Source organism: Reichenbachiella sp., from assembly GCF_033344935.1.
GTDB lineage: Bacteria > Bacteroidota > Bacteroidia > Cytophagales > Cyclobacteriaceae > Reichenbachiella.
On record NZ_JAWPMM010000001.1, the window covers coordinates 3,482,917 to 3,500,185 of the forward strand.

Consider the following 17,269-nt stretch of genomic DNA (forward strand, 5'->3'; position numbering starts at 1 on the left):
ACTCAAATAATAAAACAGATTATTAGAATAGTTATATTTTAGTTCTTGAGAAATTCTCCGTTGCGGTTCGTTTTCATCAGAGACATCATCGTAGCGCTACCTCCAAAATGTACGGTGGCGGCTATCACTAATGTACCATCGGCTCGACGAATAATTGCATTTCCAGCATCATTTTGAACGCTTCCATATTCCTGCACTTCCTCTTCGTATACCTCACCAATTCCATTGGTTGGTAACAGGAGAATTTCATCCTCTCGAGGATCCGCTGCCGCGTCACTAAATGACTTTACACTACCCACAACAAAAAAGCCACCGCTTGATGTTTGAGCTACATCAGCACCTACCGTATTCCAATTTTCTGATGTAGATCTTGGGTAGGTAAGTTGTTTAATGTCAGCCGTCCCTAGGCTCCTTGTGGTTTTGATTAAAAACGCGTATTGGCTACTTCCCGCCCCAGTAGTACCTACTATGGCAATACCAGGATTAGTATAAATCATGTTTACAGCCTCATCATCATTATTAGTCCCATATTCAACTTTATTGTCTTCATTACCACTAGTGATATCAAATTCCTCTACCATTACGTCAACCAAGCCTAAACCTATGCCCCCTGTTGAGGTAATCGAAGCCATATAGAAATATCTACCATCAGCCTCTAATAAAGTTTTTCCATAATCATCTTCAGAAAAGCCCTTTATTCTTTCCCAATCGGTGGTCGCCAAATCTTTTGTGATTTTCATCAATAAAATACTATTATCCAGCGCCGATGGATCATTTGAGCCTGACACCACAGAACCCAATACAATCAAATCATCTCCAGAAAGCAACACATCTGCACCACTTGTTTCCTTGAATTCAGGCACATAGCTCGGATTGGATGAAGCTCTTTCGTCAAAATATCTATATACAAGCGAGTTTTCTATTGTAAAACCTGTGGAACTAAGACTCAAATCAACAAGAAAAAGGTGATCCACTGGAATCTGATCCAAATCATCATCTTCTCTATCGTATGTAGAGGTTCCTATAATATAAAGTCTATTGTTTATATCATCATAATACATTTTGGAAGGAATATCCACAGTATTAGTAGTGTCATCATTGTTGATAACCCCTTCCCACAATCTATTGCCGGCAGTATCGGTTCTCACTAAATAATAATCAGAATTATCTACATCTGAACGCGAGCCTAATATCAAAAAACCATCACCCAAGTCCAGCAGGTCTATTGCCTTTTCCTCAGACTCTGAGCCGTAGTATTTAATGAAAATCTCTGACTGATCTAGACTATTAGGGTCTTCGCTCATACAGCCAAAGAGCCATATAATGCATAAAAAACAAAGAAGAGGTAAATGGAATCTTCTATTCATCAGTTTTGTTTTTCTTCTTACTAAATTTCTTTTCTAACTTTTTATTAGAGTACTTCTTAGGTTTATAAATAGACATAATATAACCAAATGAAGCGCTCAAATTATTGACTATCTTATCATCATCAACATGAGCCATGTCAAATAGAAGCCTTTCATTGTTATATCTATATTTAGTTCTAACCGTATTTGCTCCTGCCATATTGTACCTTATTTCAAATAGCAGAAAATTCGTTTTGGCCTTAAGTTTAACACCAGCACCCGCAAAGTATGCCCAATTCCATTCTTTACGCATTTGATTATCCAACAAGGAAAGACTAGTCAGTTGTCTGGTAGCTGTACCTGCTCTACTACCTGAAATAGAACTATCAAAAAGGTAATCTATAGAAAGACCAAGTGTAACATATGGAATAAGATTGCCTATTGGATAGCCATATCTTACCATAACCGGCACCTTGAATTGACTTTGCGTTTCTGTGAGTGACACCACAAAATTTGTAGACTCAGGATAAAGATCAGTCAATGAGGTTATGCTGTTGTACCCAACATCGTACTTTGTTTGAGACCAACCTAACCCTCCCAAAACTTCTAGATTATCAATTATTGTATATTCAAATGTAAGTTCTGCTTGAAATCCAAGTCCGGCCTTAAACTCTTTGGTGACTTCATCAAGATTTGAATAAGAGCCAAACTCCCCAATCGAACGAATGAAGGTCTGATTCACACCAACCTTTGCCCCTATTCTAAAAATCGGTTCCGAACGATATTTATCAAACAAATACTTTAATTCAATGGGGTCATCCGGACTAAGCGGATGTTCAGGATCAGCAGTCAATAAATTAATAACTGCATCCTCTGCCTCCGGACCATTATCATTGAAAAGGTGAACCAAAGCCAATAGTCTGTACGCTCTAATTTTTTCTTCTTTCGAAAAACCTCCTTTGTTAAAGCATTTAACTTTTTTTCCGTTTAGTAGTTCAGGTATTCCACTCAGACTACCTGCATCAAACATATCCTCCGCCTGATTTAGCTTCTGAGTACAATTCAGTTCGCGCTGTTGAGCCAGAAGCCCTTGATTACTCCAAAAAAGTAAAATTCCAAAAAAGAAAACTGCCGATGTTAATCTCATCTTGATCATTGATTATCCTCTCGTTTAGGTTTGCCTTCACAGGTTTCTTCATAGTCAATGCCTGCTCCTACATAAGCCCTCCATGAATTATCGCTTAGATTGTGAGCAACTTTCGGATCGCCGCAAATCTTCTCTGCCATTTCATCAGGACGCGTTGGCCAATATCTAATGATACCATCACCAGCACCGGTCATCAAAGTTTTTCCATCAGGAGAGAATGCAGCAGACCACACCCATTTCTTGCTTCCTCTACCTGTCCCATGATCATCCAAGATCAAAGGTAGATCATTAAGGTACTCCATCACCCATACTCGTGCTGTACCATCAAAACTAGTTGAAGCCAACAACGAATTATCTTCACTAAATTCTAGATCAGTAATTTTAGCTGAATGTCCAGTTAACCTTCTAATTTGCTTTCCTTCTTTCATATCCCAAAGAATCACATCACCTTCCTCATCTCCAATGGCTATGATATCTCCTTTCTTATTGAAGGAAATAGCATGTACTGGAGCTCCATCCTTGATATAAAGTGATTTTTCTTCGTTTTCATTTTCAAGATCCCAGAGATAAACGCTTCCAGACTCACTACCACCAGCTAGGTATCTGCCATCAGGGCTCAAAGCCAATGCTTTAACTCTTGAAGCGACTCTCGCTATTTCAGTATTGGTCTTGAAGTTATTCATCCGAATAACTTTGTCACCAGAAGAAGAGATAAATCCTTTTTCATTTGCTAAAAACACCAAATCAAATACTGTCCCTGAATGACCTGATAAGGCTTTTGGCTCCCCTCCTTTATTTTTCAAATCGTAGAGTAAAATCTGATCATCCTCGCTACCTACGGCCAGCCAGCGTTCATTTGGATCCAAATCTACTACTCGATTAACTGCATTATTATCTATAAGAACCTTGCTCGTCTTTTTGTCATTGGTCATATCCCAAAACAAGAGCTTCCCATCACTTCCTGCTGAGAACAAATGATCTCCATCATTAGCAAACCTTACGGAACGTACAGCATTACCAGCCACATGCCCTTTATAATGGTTGAATATGTCTGTGGAATCAGTAAACAATAGCTCCTTATAAGCATAATATACACCAGAGTAAATATCAGCATTATAATCCTTCACCCCATGTTCCTTATCAAATTTCCAAGCTTGTCTTGCAATCAATGCTTTTTGCTCCACATCATCATCAATACCTTTGGATTTAATCGCCATAGAGTTGGCAATTGCCTGATAACGAAGCGCTTGCGCCTGTAGCCTAGCTAGCTCAGCACGATTGGCGTTATCCTCAGCAAGTTTAGTTTGCTTTTTAGCCTCTTCGGCATTTGCCTCAGCTAATTTTTGTTGTTCGACTGCTCTGGCCTGAGCTTGAACTGCTAGCTTTCTTTGCTCTTCTGCTTTTTGCTTTTCAAGTTCCGCTTGCTGTCGAGCAATATCTGCTTTTTCTTTTTCTTCCTCAGCTCTTCTTTGCTCAATAAGCGCTCTAGCTGCTGCCTCTGTAGCTTTCTTTTCCTGTTCTAGAGCTTTCGCCTCGTTTTCCTCAGCCTTCTTCAAGTTTAATTCTGCCAACAAAGTCTGCTTAGTTGCTTCCTCCGCCTTGATGTTTGCAAACACTACAAAGAAAATACACACCAACATAGCAAAACCTAGCACCATGGCAACAATCCTTGATCGCTGTAGCGCTCTTTTTTGTAAGAGCTCCTTATTTCGCTGTTCAGTTTCGTACGCCTTTTTACTGGTTTCCAAGAAAACCATTGTTCGCTCAAAGGCTGGATCATAACGCTGTCCCCAAACTAAGGTCGGCTTGTTTTCTTCTTGCCAGTTGAGTGCCAATTGTAGATCAGGCATCTTCCACAGACCAGCTCTACCTAACTGAAAACGCTCAGCAGATTCCGCCAATTTCAAATACATCTCAGCAGATCTTGATTCCTCATCCAACCAAGATTTTAATCTCGTCCAGATCCTCATCAATGATTCATGAGAAATATCAATTACAGTATCCGAATCCAATCTAATCCCATGTGGGGGCATTAATAGCGTCCTACCAGGTTCACGGAACTTATCTACTACACGAGTTACTTCTTCTTCATTCACACCAGAAATGGCGGCAATAGTAGACAGTTTCGTCGGACGTCTAATTCCGGACGTCTCCGTACCTCTTTCGGTCAATGCCTTAAACATAGATTCGCATATTTGCTGCTCACGTTTAGACAGCGAATCAAAAGCTTCATTCGCATGCTGAGAAAGTGCTTCCCTCAACGTACCTATTGCATTGTAATGCTTTAGGTCCATTGGTTCGCCTTCTTTCTTATATTCTTTCCAGAATTGCCAAGTACGCATTAAGGCATGTTGCAAAATTGGTAGCTGATCCGGATTGTCTCCTACGTCATTAAGTAACTGCTGAGTCAAACGAGGGGCTATTTTACCTCCTCCAACAGCCACAGGACCTTCAATAGCCAATCGCTTTTGATCTCTTGTCATTTGAGGGATCAAATAGTGACTGTCGTTGATCATTTGGGTAAGATCTGGGAAAGCCGCACAATCACCAATAAAATCAGAACGCATAGTCAGCGCCACATAGATCGGTGCATCGTATTGATGAACTGCTTCTAACAGCAGATTTACAAATGCCGAAGATTCATCCAAATCTGAAGACAAGGTCTCTAATTTTTTATATCTAAAAAGCTCTTCAAACTGATCGACAAGAACCAAGACATTTTCTTGATCAGATGATTTTAGCTGTTTTACCGCTTCTATTAAACCCAGAGAACTACTTCGAAGTACCGTCGAGGTAATAGTCTTTCTAATCAGTTGTTCCTCATCATCAAGATCATTATACACCTGATCTTTCTTTAATAGAGCCTCCGCCAAATTGTCGATGGGACCACCACCAGGGCGGGTAACCACAATTCGCCAGTTAGACCCTGCTTGCGTCATGAATCCTCCATAAAGTGTAGGAATCAAACCACAATACATTAAAGAAGACTTGCCACTACCAGACGCTCCAAGAATACCAACAAATTTATTCTCAGAGAGCTTCATCAGTACCTCATCGCTTTGTCCTTCACGGCCAAAGAATAAATGACTCTCCTCTATTCCAAAAGGCCTTAGGCCTGGAAATGGGTCAACAAACTGCGTAATATCAGCTTGTTGTTCTTGTCCGATTTCTAATTCTTTTTCGCTCATTAGTCTTGTAGTTTAGCTAAAAAGGGTTCTATTTTTTTTGGTTCAAACGTCCCATCTCCCAAAACCAGGGTACCTGAGTTATTTACCAAATTATTCACCTTACTGTTATCTTCCGTAAAAATTGCAGTGGCTTTCATCGGCTTGGTTCTTCCAAAGCCAGGAGCTTTTAATAAATCCTGCATTTTTGTTCTTATCCATTCTGGCGAAGACTTGCCAAAGTAGATCAAAGATGCATCACAACGTCTTAAGTTTTCCTGATGCAAATATCTTAAATCCATGAGGTCACCTTCAAACATTGAGGTGACCACACTAAAACCTTTCTCTTTCAAACAGTCCATAACAGGCTTCACTGCGTCACTGTCTAATTGATCACAGATTAAATAGATCAAATTCCCATCCTCTGGCAACTGTTCATCTACCTCAATTTCTTTTGCTTTGAAGCGACCTCCAGTTACAAGTTCTTCTCTGATAATAGACTTTAACTCTTGCAATGGAATTTGTAAAACTTCTGCTTCATCTAGTGATGCCGCATCACTCTTAAGGTCCTCAATGAATATCTTCTGTCGTTCACTAACATTTTTCAAATCTGGTGAAAGCCAGATTAAACGACTAAATTTCTCTCCTCCCCCATGCTTTACATTGTAATCGTGAATGTCATGAGTATGCTTGGATGCAATTTGATTTTGAATATCCACAACAGAGAGCTCAGAACCTGCTGGCTTATAGCCATAATCTTCTCCTATAAGGTGAATTGAAAGACAACATCTATCCAAATCCTGCTTGATCAACGGCTCCAAAGCATGCACATCTTTGGGTAAAGATTGATCTGGCAATACCCTATACCCATGTCTTATTAGCTCTCTCTTGACAGTGTCTCTTTGAATAATCATATCCACACCAGAATTAGCTAAATAAATGGTCTTATCTTTTCCTACTTCTTTTTCTTCCTTCTTTTTTGTGCCGAGTTCTTCGAGCTTAGTCTGAATTTGGTAAATGTCATAAGACATATCCACCATTTTCATCCAGTAGCTTCTTTCAGCTTCATTTCCAAAGAATCTTTTAAACTCTTGAGGTTCCCCGGTCAAAGGATCAATATGAAAGAAATCATACGATAGAATATCTGAATATTCAGGTAAAAACTCATCCACATCAATCGGAAACTTGATCACTTTGAATAGTCTAGATAGGCCTACCATTGAAAGTGTATTACTTTCTTTAGCCGTACTTGCGAAAAGATTCACTCCATTAATCAAGGTTGGATTGTTTAGAAAGTCTTTCGACAGAATCGACACTAGTACGCCACTTGAAGAATATAAATCTACATGACTATCATTCTCCGACACCATTTTTATATTCGGTTGTTTTCCCGAAACCTGCTCTAAGAGCGTAGTAAGAAACTTATAAAAATTAGTCACCCAACCTTTACTAGATCCACCTCCTATAGGTTGATCATCAGCGGTATGATAGGCAAGCAATATTTCTTGTTCGATATTCATTGGCTCAATATTTTGTTAGCTGGTTTTAATGGAATATTGATTCTTCTACTTCTTCTGCAATTTCTGCTTCATTAACGATGGTTAAAATTCCATCCACCATTTCTATATTTCTTGATACAGCATCGTACAACTCACCTTTCTCTATTGTGAGCAGTAAACTCTCTGTGTCTGATACCAAGGAATATGGGCTAGCATCCGATGCAAGGATTAGTTTATGTCCTATAATATCCTTTTTCTCTAAATCCTTAACATCACCATTTTCGTAAGTGGCCTTCAATTTCCCTTTAATTACAATATAAACGGGAGCATCACCTGAATCCCCCATCTCCATTATGGTGGTGTTAGGCTCAACCATTATTTCCTCAAATCTTTTGGCCAAATCCAAAAGGATTACTCCTGGGATATCCATGAAAGACGGTATTTGCTTAAGCAAAATGGCCCGCTCTATAATTAATAGTTTTTGATGGAATTTCTCCTCATTAGACTTAAAAACAGGAGGCACAATCGCCTTATCTAGTTTTTTCTTTACAGAGCCCTTCAAGCGTTTGGTGTGATATTGGTATTGATCCTGATCCAACTTGTAAATAACAGCGGCTGCTGTCTGAACCATCGTATCATCAGGATTAAACAAATTGGCAATTAGGTCGTCTGTTACACGCTGTCCTCTCATTAAGGTCAATTTGTACATCGCCAGACATTTCGTCCACTTGTTGATATTATTATAGTCCCTGTTTACAATCTGAAGAAGCAAATCGGAATAATCTTCAAAACTCTCTGGAGGATAGAAATCATGAAGCTTTACCAATTTATCTTTTGGATCATCATCGTCCAAAACAGCCGTCAGCTTAGGACGGAGAATTTCATCTACGAATATCCCTAGCATTTCAATTCCAAAAGAAACACTATCTGTCGTACCCACCTCAATATTGTCTCTTACAAGCTTAATACTTTGCGCATCGTAAATCATGGCAAGTAGCATAAACAAGTGCTCGTAGTTCTTTTTGTTTTCTTCTTCAAAAGCCTGGACGATGAACTTATCAAAGGCATCGTCTCTGGGGATTTCCAACAAAGCCTTAATGTTCCAGGTCAAATCACTAATGGTACTATCAATCGCTAGTTTTATTCTGGCAGCATGGAAATCTTTGGCTTCAAAGCCAATAAAACTCAATGAAAGTAATAATTCAGAAATAATATTTTTATCTGGAAAGTCAATTTTCTTCCAAAGCATTTCGATTGCTTGCTTTCCTCCCACCTTACCAAAAATCTGCATAATTCGGATCATGGCATCGAGTTCCTGACCTGTTTTGTAAAAAGCAGAATCTATGGCATGAAACATGGTTTCTCCAGAAGAAATCAATGCAGAATCAGCTACATTACTGTATGCGGGTAAATGAAGGTTTTCTATCAAAATCGACCAAAACTCCGGTCGTTTTAACTTGCCTGCACTGACCATGGCGGCCTTTCTTACTGCAGGGTTGATGTCTCGCAAAAGCTCAACTAGGAACGGAACAAACTTGTCATCTTCTAATTTGGCCAATGACCGAGCTGCATAAATTCTGTCCTGAATGTCAGTAGATCTTACTAGTTTTTTTATTCCCACTTCAGTAAGCTCGTAATCCACCATTTCCTTCAAGGCTTTGATGGTCTCAATCCCTATTCGTTTGACATCTTCGTCCTCTTCCTTTCTAATCTCTCTTGCTAAAATCTCAAGTGTATTAAAACTCTTAAGTTCATTCAATCTCTGATAGGCGTAAATTCTAATGTGCTTATGCTCAGACCGAATGAAATCCAACAATGAGTAGTCCAGCATAATTGGCTCCATACGTTCAAGAAGCTTTAGCGCATTTAAAATCCTCTCGGGATTTCTCTTACGTAATTCATTCTTTAAAACATTTACCGTATTGTGATCATTTCTTGTTCCAGACCCTTGCAGTTTCGATTTTTGATCCTCCAAGGTCTTTTTCAATTCCTTCTTATACTCTACATATAGCTTGCCCGCATAGAAAATAATCAGACCAGCTAACACCATAATGAAGTAGGCATAATGGATCAACTTAAAGAAAGTCAAAGTACCCAATGCGATTTGCAGTGCACCAGCTGAGAGGACAGCAATTTCATTCACAACACCTTCAACTCTAGATTGAATATCAAATCTAATTTTCACATCGAAGGGTAGGAAGAACAATTTAAATGCGGGGTTTTCCAAAGCATCTTTTAACGAAGAAGTAAACACTTTTCCTACTACCAAAAAGATAAAGAAGAATAGAAAGTCGTCTGTCTTGATATCATACACAAACAAATGCCCAGAAAAGATTGCTCCTAATGTAAAGAGTGCAAGGATCAATGGCATCACCATTAAAGAAACACGTAGACCATACCTGCCAATGATAATATCATTGATAAAACTCTGAATGATGAAACTAAGAAGCATAACAATACCATTCGTAAATGATAAAAATGTCCTTAGCTCTGTTTCATCAGGGTACATAATCTCCGTGGCTGATAAATAGACGAAGTTTGCAAAAACTGCTGAGGCCATTGAGAATACCATAAACACACAAAGCATTCTTAGGTATTTATCTTTGATCAAGTCTAAATAAGTGACTTTTCTTACTTTGGCATCAGTAGGCCTCACTTTGGTGGCAGAATCCAAATTAAAATCTTTAACTATCCAAATAGCAAAAACCAAAATTCCAAAAGCAGCTATCGTTGACATCAAAAGCAGATCATGGGTCTCATTGATCAAACCCAAGGCAGACAAAATTGGAATGGAGAAGAAAGCGATCATAGTCGCTACCAATTGTCCTGTATCAATACCTCCAATAATTCTTTTGGCTTGCTTCAGATCCCAAATTCTACCAAAAACACCCCAAAAAGACAATACAGTAATAGAGATTAGAGGTCCCATCATTACGAAAAGTATAAATGGCAAATAGTGAAACCCTAAATGGTCAGTTCTATAATCTGTATACCAAAAAGCAAATCTGATACTCGCTATAAACAGGAAGACTAAAAAGTAAATTGAAAGTAAAAGAGTGGAAAAGTTAATTTTCTTCTGGAATTGCACGTACAATCCCGCACTAATGATTCCCAATGCTCCCGAAAGAAAGAAAGCTTCTGCCAAGTAGTGCTCTCCTACAGTAGAAACAAACAAAGCTTCCGCTCCAACTGTTAAGCTGGCAATAAAAACACCCATGAAGAATCCCTGACCAAGCAGGAGAAGCATTGGTTTTTCTTCTCCGGGTTCACCGCCAAGAAACGCTAGAAATGATTGTAGCAAAGTTCCGAGTTTATTTAAGTTTATATAATTTTTTAATATAATTTGAATTCCAGCCTATTCCAAGTAAAATTAGATTTTTCCAAGAAATCGCTGGTGTCAAATATAACTTTTTAAAGTTTCAACAAGATGCCCTTTTCACCTCTGTAAAAACCCAACCTTGATCCTGAGCTACCGAATTAAAAACCAAACATAAATAAAATAAACCGTACTATGCAAGGAGAAATAGGTGTATCGAGTAAAAGAAATCTCCTATTCAATAGGTATTTTTACTTACCCTATGATACGTTCAATTTTTCCCTCTTATTATCCTATTTTAAATTTGGATTATACTTCGGATAAATATCTTTTATAAATCATTTTTTGGCAGTCATAAATAGCTTAATTTCGCGCTTAGATAGTTAACCCAAAACTGATTAAACATGCAGCAATATGGATTGATACCAACTACAAATGGTATCGAAACTTCTGGCATTAAAAAAGCCGAAAGCATACACTGGAATCTCACTCCTGCCGAACTAGTTGAGGAGGCCATCAAGAACAACGAAGGACGAATCACAGATACAGGAGCCCTTATGTGCGACACTGGTAAATTTACCGGCCGCTCTCCAAAAGATCGATTTATCGTAGAAGATGCCAAAACGAAAGATACCGTATGGTGGGGAAATGTAAACATCCCTTTTTCCGAGGATCAATTTGATAAACTGCATCAAAAAATGATCTCCTTCTTAGAGGATAAAAAACTCTATGTCAGAGATGCGTATGCTGGAGCGGATAAAACCTATAGGCTGAATTTAAGAGTCATTAACACACTGGCTTGGCAGAACTTGTTTTGCAATAACATGTTCCTGAGACCCGAGCAATATAAGCTCAAAGAGTTCGACCCTAACTTCACCATTATTTGTGCCCCAGAATTCGAAGCTGACCCTGAAGTTGACGGTACACGACAGAGTAACTTTGCGGTAATTAATCTTACCAAAAGAATCATTCTTATCGGCGGCACGGCTTATGCTGGCGAGATGAAGAAGGGCATTTTCTCTGTACTCAACTACATTCTTCCTGAGGAAAGAGGCGTACTATCCATGCATTGCTCCGCCAATATTGGCAAAAAACATCATGACACTGCCATCTTCTTTGGGTTGTCTGGAACAGGTAAAACTACCCTATCTGCCGATCCAAACAGAGGTTTGATTGGAGATGATGAGCATGGATGGACTGAAGACAATGTTTTCAACTTTGAAGGCGGTTGTTATGCTAAGGTGATTGATCTCACGAGAGAAAAAGAACCAGAGATCTATGATGCGATTAAGTTTGGTGCTATCGTTGAAAACACTAGATTTCACGAAAATACAAGTACCGTTGACTATGCCAACGTTTCGGTTACCGAAAACACGAGAACTGCATACCCGATTAACCACATATCAAATGCAGTAGTACCATCAATTGGCGGTATTCCTAAGAACATTTTCTTTTTAACTTGTGATGCTTTTGGCGTGATTCCTCCAGTCTCTAAAATGACTAAAGGACAAGCCATGTACCACTTCATATCAGGCTATACCGCTAAGGTAGCAGGCACTGAAGCAGGAATCACTGAGCCTCAAACAGCTTTTAGTGCATGTTTTGGAGCTCCATTTCTTCCTTTGCACCCTACTAAGTATGCAGAAATGCTTGGTGAGAAAATGGAGAAATACGACGTGAATGTTTGGTTAATTAACACAGGCTGGACTGGTGGGCCTTACGGTGTTGGTTCAAGAATGAAACTTAAATACACAAGAGCTATGATCACTGCTGCGTTGAATGGCACACTAGACAACGTGGGATTCAGAACTCACTCTATTTTCGGGGTTCAAATTCCTTTGACTTGTCCAGATGTCCCATCTGAAGTATTAAGCCCAAGAGAGACCTGGAAGAACGATCAAGGCTACTATAAGAAAGCTAATGACTTAGCAAGACAATTCGTTGAGAACTTTAAAAAGTACAGCGACTTTGCCAACGATGAAATAATGGGAGGCGAGCCAGTGCCAAATCCAAAATATGATTGATTCGGAATTTAAGATTTAATTCACCAAAGCCCTTTCAGAAATGGAAGGGCTTTTTATTTGCTCTATCAAAGCAGCATCCCCACGATGGTAGCTGAGAGCAATGATGCCAATGTACCGCCTAACAAAGCTCTTAACCCTAGCTCAGACAGTAAAACTCGTTTAGATGGCGCCAATCCTCCGATTCCACCTATTTGAATGCCTATAGAGGCAAAATTAGCGAATCCACAGAGCATATAAGTTGACATAATGATTGACTTACTACTAGCAAAAGCTCCTTCGCCTTTTAATCGAGCCAAACTTTCATAACCGACAAATTCACTTGCTATCAACTTCTCTCCTAATAAACGTCCTACAAGTGTAATATCTTCTGAGGCTACGCCAATTAACCACATAATTGGAGCAAATAGGTATCCAAACAAAAATTCAAAACTCAAAGCAGAGTAATTTCCTCCAGTGGCATTAGCTATCCATTCATTTAACCCAAACCAAGAACCTACTTCACCCAAACCAAAATTAACCATAGCGAGAAAAGCAAAGAACACTAACAACATAGCCCCAATATTCAATGCTAGTTTAAGCCCTTCTGTGGTTCCATTGGACATGGCGTCTAATAAATTACTTCCCACGTTGACATGGCTGACTTCCACATTCTCATTGATATTCTCTGTTTGAGGAATCAAGACCTTTGAAATAACTACAGCACCGGGTGCTGCCATAATTGATGCAGCCAATAGATGCTTGGCAAAAAGCAAGCGCTGAACCGGATCATCACCACCAAGAAACCCTATATAAGCAGCTAACACTCCACCTGCAACTGTGGCCATGCCACCAGTCATCACCAACAGCATTTCAGATTTATTCATACGATCTAGATAGGCTTTAATCATTAAGGGTGCCTCCGTTTGACCAAGAAAAATATTCCCAGCCACACTTAAACTCTCTGCCCCACTTAATTTCATTGCTTTGGTCATCAACCAAGCTAAAGCATAAACTACCCGTTGAATAATTCCCAGGTAAAACAATACACTCGTAATAGCAGAGAAAAAGATAACGGTAGGCAGAATTTGTAAAGCAAAAACAAATCCATAGGACTCGATATCCATAAATCCTCGAAACAAGAACTCACTCCCAATTTTGGTGAAATCTAGGATTTTGGTAAAAACTCGCCCTACAATTTCAAACAAGCCTCGTACTAGCGGAATATGCAAAATGGATAGAGCCAAACCCAATTGAATAATCAGACCTGCGCCTACTACTTTCCATGAAATTGCTTTTCGATCTGTACTAAAAACCCAGGCAATAAAAATTAACACTGCCATTCCCAAAAGACCTCTTAATATGGTCCATATACTAGAGGGCTCCTCCTGACCCCCATCCAATGACAATATATTTGCCTTGTCACTACTTGAAGTTTCAGCTTCAATAATAGTTGGCTCAACTTCTTGTATCGCCTCATCAGCTACCGTCTCACTAATTTGACTTATTGAATCAGCTTGATAATTATTTTGAGCCGATACGTTACCCGAAAGGGCAACAATTAGACTCAATACTGCAAATATTTTCTTCATTGTACGCACAAAAAAATTCCAGCCGGATTGACTGGAATTGCAATATAATAATTTCTAAAGCTTTTGATCCAATATTCTATTGAACAACAATACAACCCTCACCTGAAAGTGAAAATTGGCTTGTACCTGATTTGGTTAATTCAAGATTAAATGTTCGACTCAAGATTTCAAGTACCGATTCAACCGGTTGATTATCAAACTTTGCAGAAACCTTACAGTTATGAATTTTTTCATTCGAGACTGAAATTTTCACTCCATATACTTCTTCTAAAGTCCCCAAAACGCTTTGTAGGTCCTGATCTTCGAACTCCACCAACTTGGTCTTCCATGCAAGGTAATTATAATCCTCAATAGTTGATTTTTCAAAACCGACAGCATCTTCAACCAATCGACCTACTTCTCCTGCCACTAGTTGCACTGTATTTGCAACTTTACTCTTCTTTTTGCTTACAGCTACTTTTCCAGTTTTCACAATCACCTCGGTGCTCGAGTTCATAGCAAGCGTATTAACCAAAAATGATGTGCCCAAAACTTCAATTTTAGATTTGTCCGTATTAACTATAAATGGCTTAGTCTCATCTCTTCGTATATCAAAAAAGGCCTTTCCTTGAAGATCTACGTTTCTTGTTTCACCATCAAATTTTTCATTATAAGTCAAAACTGAATTTTGACTCAATGTCACTACAGACCCATCAGGCAAAGTGATAATTTCAAGATTCTCAGAAGCTTCAATAGCAATTTGATTTCCTGAATCTAAAATTTTGTCTTTTCCAAAGAACATCAATCCAATACCCAATACTGCAATGGCCGCATATTTCAGATAGGTCTTAAAACCATGACCCTGTAGCTCTTCATTTGCCCCTTCGATTGCTTCAATTCTATTCATCACAGCATTCAATGCCGCAGACTTATTTACTTCTTGCTCATTACTGAACTTCCACGCCAAATGATACTCTAGAAACTCAGAAGCATTCTTATCACTCTCACTTCTCCACTCTTCAATTTTTCTAGCCTCATCTCTTGAGAGGTTTCCTGAAAAATATTTTACTAACTGCTCTTCCATATTTACGGTTTATATCGCTTACTTAACAAGCACAAAAACAAGTACCCCTATAGCAAACAATGACAAATTTATACATCATGGCGTATATTCAAAAGGCATATATTCTGCCACACGCTCCCAAGACCAGTATCCATACGTCGTAACGGCCAATGGTTCATTAAAAAAGCCCTTTGAGTTGATTGTGACCACGGGTAAATTTAATTTAATAAATGACATCTGGCCGACATTTCGCCCAGCTGAAGTAATGCTTCCGTTCTGAACTGAAGCATTATTATTGTTCATTTGCAATTGGTCAAAAACATAAGCTGCGCTTTCATATTCTTTGGTATAGATGACTAACAGATATTTAGTGAATTTTAGTGTATTGTCGAATGCAAATTGTTCTCGGTCAGCATGCAATTTGGCTGGCAGCTCAAAATAAGAATTATTAATACTTGACGGAAGTTGATCCACTTCATCAATCATGAACCCTTCCTTTTTCAAACGACCATTGGTCAGTGCTCTTAGAAAATGAGTCATAGACCCTCCATAACTCTTCTGTCGGTTTCGAATAATTCGTTTACGTTCTAGATTACTATTTACAGGGAGCTCCTCAAAATTTGAAATTCCAAGCAACCTTGTTACGGTTGGTGTATGTTCGAAAAGTTCAAGAATATAATTGATTCGATACCCAAGGGCTAAATTCTCAATAATTAATGGTTGTTCAGCAGTAGCTTTCAATTCACCTGTATCTCTATTATAATCTATATCCAATACATCAGGATTAACTATAGTACATTTAGATGCATTTTGAGTATTTCCTAAAAACTCTTCTTTGAAAATCTTGAAACCACGATCCCAGTTTTTTTGTGCATCGCTGTTAGCAATAATCTCAATATTTTTTAGTTGTGTGGTCTTTGGTTCTAACTTGATGGGAATATGGATAAACTGTTGATCACCCTCTACAGTCACCATGGTATGGGCCAAGGTATAAACGATATGAGAAAACACAATTTCATATTTTCCAGGAGTAAATCCCTTGATAACAAAATTACCATTAACATCGGTTGAACTTCCTTTCAATGTCCCAGCTACATATACATTAACTCCAGGAATTGGTTCTCCGGTATCCACATCCCTTACATTACCTCTTATGTTGATTTTTTCAAAGAAATATTGGGTGGTGGTTGAACTGCTTGCTTTAAATAAAATGACCTGACCGTTGATTGTGGTATACTCTACACCGGTTCCGATGAGCAATTGATTCAATACATTTTCCAAACTTGATTCTTCGTACGACAAAGTAAATCGCTGACGTTCGTCAACAATATCCGAACTATACGAGAAGAAAACATTGGTTTTGTAACTGATATAATTGAGGGCACTGTCTATCGTTACTTCTCTGAGAGAGATTTGGAGCTTTTTGCCCATCACCGATCTCTTCTGTGCCAAACAGCTATTTGAAGTAACAATAAGACCAACCACCAAAGGCAGTACAAAGCTCAACAAATATGCCAGGCGTTTGGTCATGTATTTTTTGGGGTAACTATCGTCTAAATTCTTTCAGGTTTTCTCGAAGAACACGTAAGGCTTTACCCATCTGCACTTCAATAGTTTTGATAGACAATCCCATGTGATCAGCAATTTCCTGATACTTTAATCCCTCAAATCTACTGAGTTTAAATATTTTTTGGCACTGTGGTGGCAGTTCATCTATGGCTTTGTGGATTTCCGCTTGGACATTAGTTTCTTCATCAGCCTCATATTTCACCTCTTCGGTATGCTCCATCTGATCTATGATGTGCTGACGGTATGAATCTCTAACCTTTAAATGCTTTAGATGATTAAGGCAGGTATTATGTACTGATCGATACAAATACGACTTAAGCGATGAGTCCTCCGCTATTGTGTCACATTTTTCCCAAAACTTCACAAATACATCCTGTACGATCTCTTCCGCCTCTTCGTACTCGTCCAAGAACCTAAAAGCGTAATTGCACAGTGCTTTATAGTATTCATTAAAAACAATTTCGAAGGCCGCCTTTTCTTTATTAATTATCCTCTTTACGAGTAAATTGACCTGATTATCTAACATTATCTAATTTTCCCAAACTGGATAAGCTTTGAGCTTATGTTGCAATTTCAAACATAATACATTCTTGA

10 protein-coding genes are annotated in these 17,269 nt (G+C 38.7%); 1 reads left to right on the forward strand and 9 read right to left on the reverse strand.

Annotated features, from left to right (window positions below; translation table 11 throughout):
* Positions 1-38: 38 nt before the first annotated feature.
* The 5 genes from R8N23_RS14965 to R8N23_RS14985 are packed head-to-tail and all read right to left on the reverse strand — an operon-like array spanning position 39 to position 10,457.
* Positions 39-1,304, reverse strand: a complete 1,266-nt coding sequence (locus tag R8N23_RS14965; protein WP_318172418.1) for a hypothetical protein — start codon at positions 1,302-1,304, stop codon at positions 39-41.
* A 55-nt stretch (positions 1,305-1,359) separates the two neighbouring features.
* Positions 1,360-2,493, reverse strand: a complete 1,134-nt coding sequence (locus tag R8N23_RS14970) for a porin family protein (protein WP_318172419.1) — start codon at positions 2,491-2,493, stop codon at positions 1,360-1,362.
* A gap of 5 nt (positions 2,494-2,498) precedes the next feature.
* A complete protein-coding gene (locus R8N23_RS14975; protein WP_318172420.1) occupies positions 2,499-5,681 on the reverse strand; it encodes a High-affnity carbon uptake protein Hat/HatR in 3,183 nt (1,060 codons plus the stop codon).
* Positions 5,681-7,177 (reverse strand): hypothetical protein, encoded by a 1,497-nt coding sequence (locus tag R8N23_RS14980; protein ID WP_318172421.1) that lies wholly within the window; start codon positions 7,175-7,177, stop codon positions 5,681-5,683. The genes R8N23_RS14975 and R8N23_RS14980 overlap by 1 nt, the downstream gene beginning before the upstream one ends.
* 25 nt (positions 7,178-7,202) lie before the next feature.
* Positions 7,203-10,457 (reverse strand): HEAT repeat domain-containing protein, encoded by a 3,255-nt coding sequence (locus R8N23_RS14985; protein ID WP_318172422.1) that lies wholly within the window; start codon positions 10,455-10,457, stop codon positions 7,203-7,205.
* Positions 10,458-10,876: 419 nt separating this feature from the next.
* Between R8N23_RS14985 and pckA the strand changes: the two genes are divergently transcribed.
* Entirely contained in the window at positions 10,877-12,496 is a 1,620-nt protein-coding gene (gene pckA / locus R8N23_RS14990; RefSeq protein ID WP_318172423.1) for a phosphoenolpyruvate carboxykinase (ATP), read from the forward strand.
* Between the two features lie 65 nt (positions 12,497-12,561).
* Here pckA and R8N23_RS14995 read toward each other — a convergent pair whose 3' ends face one another.
* The 4 genes from R8N23_RS14995 to R8N23_RS15010 form a co-directional block, all read right to left on the reverse strand.
* Positions 12,562-14,064 carry a NupC/NupG family nucleoside CNT transporter gene (locus R8N23_RS14995; RefSeq protein ID WP_318172424.1) on the reverse strand — a complete coding sequence of 501 codons (1,503 nt, stop codon included), beginning with the start codon at positions 14,062-14,064 and terminating at the stop codon, positions 12,562-12,564.
* 76 nt (positions 14,065-14,140) lie between these two features.
* Positions 14,141-15,127: a FecR family protein gene (locus R8N23_RS15000; protein WP_318172425.1), complete on the reverse strand. Its 987-nt coding sequence runs from the start codon at positions 15,125-15,127 to the stop codon at positions 14,141-14,143.
* Positions 15,128-15,202: 75 nt separating this feature from the next.
* A complete protein-coding gene (locus tag R8N23_RS15005) occupies positions 15,203-16,636 on the reverse strand; it encodes a carboxypeptidase-like regulatory domain-containing protein (protein WP_318172426.1) in 1,434 nt (477 codons plus the stop codon).
* 16 nt (positions 16,637-16,652) lie between these two features.
* The gene (locus R8N23_RS15010; RefSeq protein WP_318172427.1) at positions 16,653-17,201 is read right to left on the reverse strand and encodes an RNA polymerase sigma-70 factor; all 549 of its coding nucleotides are present in this window, start codon (positions 17,199-17,201) and stop codon (positions 16,653-16,655) included.
* Between the last annotated feature and the right edge of the window lie 68 nt (positions 17,202-17,269).